This is a genomic window from Frankia sp. KB5 (assembly GCF_002099325.1).
GTDB lineage: Bacteria > Actinomycetota > Actinomycetes > Frankiales > Frankiaceae > Frankia > Frankia casuarinae.
On the sequence record NZ_MRUJ01000103.1, the window covers coordinates 1 to 6439 of the forward strand.

The window sequence follows — 6439 nt, forward strand, 5'->3', positions numbered from 1 at the left end:
AGGTCAGCCTGTTCCGGTTCGGTCATCCGCAGCGCGACCCGGACCGGGAACAGGTCCCGGAACGGGAGCACCTCCTTGCGTGGGTCCTGCACCGCCGCCAGGACCACGACCCCGGGCGCCCGCCCCTGGGAGAGCAGCAGCGGCAACGCCGCGCCGATCCGCTTCTTGACATCCCGGTCCGTGACGTAGGCGGTCAACGAGGCGATTTCGTCGACCACGACGACGATCAGCGGCTCGCCGGTCGTCGGGGTGTGCAGCCGGGTCCGGCCCCGCAGCCGTTCCGTGCGTTCCTGCATCACGCCCACCGCGTCGTCGAGCAGGTCAGCGATCGTCTCCGTGGTGGTGGCGAACCGGGCGAACAGCGGCTCCCCGAAGGCCAGTTCCATCCCGCCCTTGGGATCGCACACCCACAGCTCCACCAGGCCCGCCCGCACCGCCGGGCCGAGACCGCGGATGATCGACCACAGCACCGAGCCCTTACCGGCCCCGGTCGCCCCCGCGACGAGCAGATGCGTGCCGCGGACGGGCAACGTCCACGGTTCTCCGTCTTCCTGCCGGCCGACCGGGACCGCACCCAGCCCCGCGACGAGCAGGTCAGGCACGGTCCCGGCATCCTCCGATCGGCCGCCGTCATCCGAGCCGTCGGGACGCGGCGTGTCGAGGTCAGCAGGGCTTACCGGGGTGGTCAGGGTGTCCCGCCGGTGGAAGTGCAGCCGGATGAACCGGTGCTGCTCCGCCTGGACCTGGCAGCGCCGCGCCCGGAACACGTGCCGCAGCGCTTCGGCCTGCTCCGCCCACTGCTCCGGGGTCTGMCCGGGCAGCAGTTCCACCCGCAGGACGTCCACGGACCGGGTCGAGCGGATCCCGCGGATACGGGGGAAGTACTCGTCAAAGGTCACCTCGTCCCCGGTGGACGCCGGCATGCGGATCGCCAGGTCGGTGTGCACCATCGCCGGCCGCCACCGCCACCGGTAGACGAACGCCAGCCGGGCCCGGCCCCAGACCCACCGGGCCAGCCACCGGAAGGAACGGGGGTGCAGCCGGCGCCACGCCACGGCGACGAGTACCAGGCCGACGAGCAGGCACAGCAGGCCGAGGGGGCCGAACCGGTGCCAGAACAGCGCCAGCCCGACCGCGGCCGGCACGGCGACCCGGTGGCGCCAGCACCAGCGCACAGCCAGCGCCAGGGCCTTCACAGCCACCGCGAGGACGAGCATCCACACCGGGACGCGCACCTTGTCAGCCCGGGAGGGAACCCGAGGGAAAGCCCGGTCGCCGTTGATTCTGAACATGGCAAATACCACCTGTTTTCGAGCGCGCGAAACCAGAGAGAGGAGAAAGGGGAAGGATGCGCCCGGGGCTACAGCGGGGAAGTGCGGCAGTCCCGGGGGCGGTCCGTGTTTCCGGCGCGGATTACGCGGCGAGATGCTCCGGCGGATCGCCGAGCACTGCGAATCGGATACGCTCGCACTCGATGAGGTAATCGTTCACCGCGGCGAGCAGCGTGTACGCGAACTCCACATGGTCCGAGGTGACCGCGTCGTTCGCGACGGACAGGGACAGGTGCGTTTCGCCGGCCCGCACCGACAGGATCGGCGGACGGTCCGGGTACGTGTGGCAGCGCACCGACCAGCCGGATCCGACGTGCATGCCGATATGCGTCGAGGAGCTAAGTCGTTCGAGCCCGCTCATGCCGCCACCCCGGCATTCCCACGCCGGACCGTGCCCGGAGCGCGCATGCTACCCGCCCGCAGCGAGTACGCCACCCGCGGCCTGTCCGCCACCCGTCGATCGATGTAGGGAAGCACCGTGAGCTGGTCGAACTCGACCGGGCGGAACGGCGTCCCGGGCAGCAGGTCCGGCGGGACCGGCTGCACCGCAGCGATCATCCGGACCTTCATCTCCGTCGTCCGGGCCTCCGGATCACCATCGACCACCCGTACCGCCCACATCGGCTGGCCGGTCTCCTCGTCCCGCTGCTGCGGGTCCGCCGCACCACTTTTGATCTTGTCGTAGTCGTTGACCGGCTCCACACCGACAACGAAGGCACCCGCCGGGAAAACCGTCGAGAACGCGACGGGAATCCGTCTCGGTACCGCCACTGCATCTACCTCCCGAGAGATGACCCGCCGACCCCGGACCAGCTCCGGAAGCGGGCATGGACATACCATGCTCCGCCGGAAGAGCGCTTTTCAAGCGGTAGATCGTCAATGCATATTCAGTCGAGATCGGGCGATGCAGTCACGGCATGGCGTCATGCACGCCATGCAGAGTCGACATCCCCCGCTGACCAGCGCATCTAGGTGGATCGAGAATTCGCTAGCATTCCGTCTATGACTGATCGTCTCGACGGTCGGAGCGTTTCCGGCACCGATGCTGCGCAGGACGACGAGGATTGGCAGGCCGTCGCGGCAGYGATCAAGGCCCGGATGTCCGCCCAGCGCATCGGGCAGCAGGAGTTGGCGGATCGGGCGGGCATATCAGTGTCGACGCTGCGGCTTGTCCAGCACGGCGCGAACCGGCGCGTGCGGAACMGGACCCTGACCGCGATCGCGCGTGCGCTCGACTGGCCGGACGATCACCTCGTCCGCGTGCTCACCGGCAACGGCGAGCACGGCCCCACCGGTGTCCAGGCCGCACCGATGGCCGTCGGCCTGGAGATCCTCGCCGGAGTACGGGAGATACGGGACGACATCCGACGGATCGTCCGCCGCCTTGACGAGCTGGACAGCGCGGCCGGGCCAGCCGGCCGGTAGATCACCTTCGCCGTCGCAGGGGATGCACCGCCGCACCCCGCAGGTGGACGGACTCGAACACAGCAGAAGGCCGGACCCCCCGAGGGTCCGGCCTTCTGGCATCAGAGGTGGGACGTCAGCCCAGCGCCGAGGGATTCCACGACCGTGGACGGCGACGGCGGATCACCTGCCGCCGGAACGCATCCGCCGCGTCAGCCTTACCGGCCTCATACGCGGCCCGCTCCTCCTCCGTGGCCCAGCGGCGCGTGCTGTCGACGCCGGCCGCCGACGGGTCGAGCTGGAGCATGCCGCGCAGGAGCGTGCCCGGCACCTCCCGCCGGGACAGCCGCACCCCGTCCGCCTCGTAGACGAGGACCACGTCCGCGTCACCGTAGGCTTCGGCGAACCGCAGGCCCGCCGGCATCTCCGCCATGACCGCGTGTAGCGTCTGCGCCGACGAACCGGCCGGCACCACCAGCGCCCATGCATCCGAGCCCCACGGCATCAAGCCGACCCCCGGAGTTTCCTCGGTCTGGCACGACCCACTGGCCCAGGTCATAGCGAACCCCCGCATCGCTCGTGCCCGCGGCTCGTCCTGGCTGTCGACATGCTCCACACCCGATCCCCTCATCTGTCCGCTGTCCGCGTCCGGTCGAGCGCCGGCGCCGCCCGCGGAGTTGGAATCGGCACGGACGGCACCGACCAGGAACAAGGCTCACCGAAGTCGCAGGGTCACGGAATGTCGAGTCAGCATTGATCGACGACATCAGGCGCCGGACCCGCGCCGCCGCCCACACGAGAACAGCGCCGTTTCAGCGCTGGTCAGCCGCTCGATTCGGGCTTGCCATACCGCGACGACATGCCCACAGCTATGCTCAGCGTGCCTGCCCGCTCACGCGGATTGCCCCGGCCCGCCACCGATCAAAGAGCGATGAATGACCGCTGACCCACAGCCGACCTGGCAGCGCTACACCGTCTCCCCCGAGCTGCTGGCCCGCGCCGACATGGCCGAGGCACTACGCACCCGCGACTTCGGCGCCGCCTTCCTGCTCATGCGCAAGTGGGACCACGTCAGCCAGGACCGCATAGCCTCGTCCATCGAAGGCTTCAGCCAGTCCCGGGTAAGCCGGATCGCCAGCGGCAAGGCCAGGGTGGAGGACGTCGACGTGATCGAGCGGATCGCCGACGGGCTCCACATCCCCGGGATCATGATCGGTCTCGCGCCTCGTCCGTGGGAGTCCGGCACGGAAGTCCCCCGGCCCCGCCGGGAGTCCCTGCGGGTCCCGACCCATCTGCGGGACCTCATCGGCAACAGCACCGGCGCCCCGCCGGTCGTCCCCCGCCGCGACGAGGTCACCGAGTCGATCCGCGCCCTGCTCGCCAGCGTCCAGCCACCGGCACCAGGCCCCGGCGGCGGCCGGCAGGTCGCCCTGCCCCCGTACGACCTCGAAGGGCACATCCTCGCCGCATGGAGTTCGGGACGGCCCCGCGAGGGCACCCCCGCACTCGTCATGGTCGCCGGATTCCCCGGATCCGGGAAAACCGAGTTCGCGCGGTTCATCGCCGAGATCACCGGATGGCCCCTGCTCGACAAGGACACCCTCAGCCGTCCACTCACGGAATCGCTGCTCCTAGCGACCGGCGACGACCCGAACGACCGCCACAGCGACACCTACGTGGGCCGGATCCGCCCGCTCGAATACCGCAGCATGTTCGACACGGCGTTCGACAACCTCCGGCTCGGCATCACGACCATCGTCACCGCGCCGTTCGTCCGCGAACTCGGCGACGCCCGGTGGGTGGAACGCATGGCCAAGCGCGCCGGGAACTGCGGCGCCGCCGTCGCCGTGGTATGGCTACGGTGCGACATCGACTCGATGCGCGACTACATGGAGTCACGCGACGCCGCCCGCGACTCGTGGAAGCTGTCCTACTGGGACGACTACCTCAAGACGATCAACCCCGACGCGCGGCCGGTCTGCACCCACTACCTTGTCGACAACAGTCGGCACGCACAGACCAACCTCGCCGAACAGGCCCGCCGCATCGCAAGCCAGGTCCGCGATGCCTCCTGACGCCGTCATCCTCTACGGCCCACCGGCCGCGGGGAAAGACACCATCACCGCCGCCCTGACCAGCCGGGACGATCGCTTCGTCCACTTCGACCGGCTCAAGGTCGGAGCCGGAGCACCCAGCCGGTACCGGTACGCCACCGCCGACGACCTCACCCGCCTCCAGGACCGCGGGCAGATCCTCTACGTCAACGAGCGGTACGGCAACATCTACGCCATCGACCGGCCCCGCCTCGACGAGATCACCGGCACCGGGCGGATACCCGTCGTCCACCTCGGACAGGTCGCCGGCATCGCCGCCCTACGCGCCGAATACCCGGCACGGTGGCTGACCGTCCTGCTCTGGTGCCCCCGCGACATCACAGCCGACCGGCTCCGCCAGCGTGGCAGCACCGACATCCCCGACCGGCTCCGCGCATGGGACGAAACCCGCGCCGACCTCACCGGCATGAGCCCGGCCGAGTTCGGCATGGTGCTCCGCACCGACCAGCGGACACCCGAGGCGATCGCCGAACAGATCCGCCGCCAGGTCGCCGGAACCACCCAGGACGCCGCGCCCATCCGCGATGAGCTGGACTGAACCCCCATGCAGCTCGTCCTACCCACACTAACCTTCCGCCGCCCGGACGGCCGCCTCGACACCACCGCGACCGCCCGCTACGCTGAGCGCGCCGCCGCCACGTGGGCGCACCTGTTCATCCTGTCCGGCACCACCACCGGCGGACACCACGCCACCCCCGCCGAACGCGCCACCGTCGTAGACCTGTGGGCCGACACCGTCGGCACCGACCGACTGACCGCCTGCTGCTGGACACGCGAGGACATCGACCACGCCTGGCGGAGGAACGTCGTCCCCATGGCCGTCCTGCGCAATCTCGCGGACCAGGCCGAAGCACTGGACTTCCTGTCGGGTCTTCCCCGCCCCGTGTACCTCTTCAGCCATCCCGAATTCAGCCCCGCCACCTGCACACCAGCACTGGCCACCGCCGCCGCCCACGCAGGCGTTCTTCCCGCCGCAGCGAAGGTGTCCAAGATGCCCGTGGACCAGATCCGGGAGCTACGAGCCAGCACCGGACCCGACTTCACGATCTGGGACGGAACCGCACGGCACATCGCCGACAGCCTCACCGCCGGAACAGACGGCATCGTCGCCGCGCCCCTCAGCCACCTACCCGACCCCTTCCCCGGGCCGAATGTCACCGCGCTACAGCATGCGATCGACACCACGCAAGCCCACCTCGACACCCTCCCCAGCCGGGAGGCCCGCGCAGCGGCCCTGTTCCATCTGGCAGCCCGACCACCAGGACACGCCGCATGAGCGCACCAGCCCCGGACGAGGAACGTTCGTTGCCGAATTACTCGTTTTAGGATCAAGCCGCGGTGCGGGTCCGCGCCGCGCGACCGGCTGCGCGCGGCCTAGCGGCCGTGCTCGCCGGGCCCGTCGCACCCCGCACCACGCAGACCATCCGAGACGTTCGATGAAGGCCGCCGGTCGGCAGGGTGGGGAGAACCAGCCGGGGCACGGGGCAGGACGCCGCGGGTTGTCGTCGCGCACGTCGGTGGGCAGCCGAAGAACGAGCAGAGGGCACGCCAGCCGACAGCCCTATCACCAGTGCCAGGGCGCTTCGCTCC

8 protein-coding genes are annotated in these 6439 nt (G+C 70.1%); 4 read left to right on the forward strand and 4 right to left on the reverse strand.

Going from position 1 to position 6439, the window contains the following annotated elements; translation table 11 throughout:
- From KBI5_RS11530 to KBI5_RS11540, 3 genes are all read right to left on the reverse strand, one after another.
- Window positions 1-1292, reverse strand: a 1292-nt coding sequence (locus KBI5_RS11530; protein WP_085015226.1) for an FtsK/SpoIIIE domain-containing protein, incomplete at its 3' end; no start/stop codon positions are given.
- A gap of 121 nt (window positions 1293-1413) precedes the next feature.
- The gene (locus KBI5_RS11535; RefSeq protein ID WP_023839984.1) at window positions 1414-1692 is read right to left on the reverse strand and encodes a hypothetical protein; all 279 of its coding nucleotides are present in this window, start codon (window positions 1690-1692) and stop codon (window positions 1414-1416) included.
- Window positions 1689-2102, reverse strand: coding sequence for a hypothetical protein (locus tag KBI5_RS11540; protein ID WP_023839985.1), 414 nt, complete (start codon window positions 2100-2102; stop codon window positions 1689-1691). The genes KBI5_RS11535 and KBI5_RS11540 overlap by 4 nt, the downstream gene beginning before the upstream one ends.
- Window positions 2103-2333: 231 nt before the next feature.
- Between KBI5_RS11540 and KBI5_RS11545 the strand changes: the two genes are divergently transcribed.
- Window positions 2334-2756, forward strand: a complete 423-nt coding sequence (locus KBI5_RS11545) for a helix-turn-helix transcriptional regulator (RefSeq protein WP_085015223.1) — start codon at window positions 2334-2336, stop codon at window positions 2754-2756.
- Window positions 2757-2871: 115 nt separating this feature from the next.
- On the opposite strand, the gene KBI5_RS11550 is transcribed toward KBI5_RS11545, so the two are convergent.
- A complete protein-coding gene (locus KBI5_RS11550) occupies window positions 2872-3351 on the reverse strand; it encodes a hypothetical protein (RefSeq protein ID WP_330218918.1) in 480 nt (159 codons plus the stop codon).
- A gap of 319 nt (window positions 3352-3670) precedes the next feature.
- On the opposite strand from KBI5_RS11550, the gene KBI5_RS11555 reads away from it, so the two are divergent.
- The 3 genes from KBI5_RS11555 to KBI5_RS11565 are packed head-to-tail and all read left to right on the forward strand — an operon-like array spanning window position 3671 to window position 6125.
- A complete protein-coding gene (locus KBI5_RS11555; RefSeq protein ID WP_023839988.1) occupies window positions 3671-4810 on the forward strand; it encodes an AAA family ATPase in 1140 nt (379 codons plus the stop codon).
- Entirely contained in the window at window positions 4800-5387 is a 588-nt protein-coding gene (locus tag KBI5_RS11560; RefSeq protein ID WP_085015224.1) for a guanylate kinase, read from the forward strand. Before KBI5_RS11555 ends, KBI5_RS11560 begins: the two co-directional genes overlap by 11 nt.
- Window positions 5388-5393: 6 nt before the next feature.
- Window positions 5394-6125, forward strand: a complete 732-nt coding sequence (locus KBI5_RS11565; protein ID WP_085015225.1) for a hypothetical protein — start codon at window positions 5394-5396, stop codon at window positions 6123-6125.
- The last annotated feature ends 314 nt before the right edge of the window (window positions 6126-6439 follow it).